This is a genomic window from Rhodoferax sp. RT5P35 (genome assembly GCF_056521385.1).
Genome location: NZ_JBWMAX010000334.1, coordinates 1 through 1,066 on the forward strand (window position 1 = coordinate 1; position 1,066 = coordinate 1,066).

At 64.7% G+C, this 1,066-nt stretch carries 1 protein-coding gene; it reads left to right on the plus strand.

Annotated features, from left to right (window positions below; translation table 11 throughout):
* Positions 1-16 precede the first annotated feature (16 nt).
* On the plus strand, positions 17-994 hold the full coding sequence (locus AC097L_RS26105) for an amidohydrolase family protein (RefSeq protein ID WP_479589592.1): 978 nt from the start codon (positions 17-19) through the stop codon (positions 992-994).
* The last annotated feature ends 72 nt before the right edge of the window (positions 995-1,066 follow it).

Consider the following 1,066-nt stretch of genomic DNA (forward strand, 5'->3'; position numbering starts at 1 on the left):
CCTCCCGCCCGAAGAGCTGGCGCTGACAGCTGCGCGCAATGCGCGGATCCTCCTTGACCACGGCTATACCAGCGCTTACTCGGCAGGTGCCTTGAGCAAGAAGCTTGAAATATTCCTGAACGAGCAAATCATTTCCGGGGGCATGCCAGGCCCACGCCTAATCCCGTCGTCGGTCGAGCGCGAACCGCCCAACGAGACCGACCTGGACCCTGGCCATGTGGCTGACCACCAGCGTGGCCCCGAGGGCATGCGCACCTTCGTCAAGGAATGCGCCGACATTGGCGCCAAGGCGGTGAAGTTCCTCATCTCCGGGGAAAGTGCCCTCAAGCCCGGCGCCTCGCAACAGCTGCTGTACAGCGAGGCAGAACTGATGGCCGCTGGCGAGCAGGCCCGTAAGTCCAATGTGTGGCTGACCGGCCATGCCCACGCCGCCGAAGCAGTGAAGCTCGGCGTGAAGGCGGGCTTTCGGGTGCTTTACCACTGCACCTATGCCGACGATGAGGCGCTGGCGATGCTGGCGGCCCACAAGGACACGATCTTCATTGCTCCGACGATCGGTATCGTGCAGGCCACCCTGGACGCCAACCCGCCGCCGCACTTCAACATGACCCACATGAAGGCGGACGCCGCCATCGTGCTGGAGCACCAGAAAGCGCTGGTGCCCAAGCTGCGCGCCCTGGGCGTCAAGCTGCTGCCCGGTGGCGACTACGGCTTTCCCTTCAACCCCAATGGCCGCAATGCCTGGGACCTGGAACTTTGGGTTCGCCACTTTGGCTACACGCCGGCCGAGGTCCTGCACGCGGCCACCGCGCTCGGCGGCGAGATCATGGGCATGGGCACTGAGCTGGGCCAGCTGCGCGAAGGCTACTTGGCCGACTTGCTGCTGGTGGATGGCGATCCCACGGTCGATGTACGGGTGTTGCAGGACAAGCGCAAGCTGACCGCCATCATGAAGGATGGTTGCTTCCACAAGGCGCTCGAGGTGGTTGCATGACGGCCATGCCGGCCTCCATGGCAGCCCGGCTGCGCGAGATGGGCAATGACCTGCCGGCGGTGGCTGCGCTCT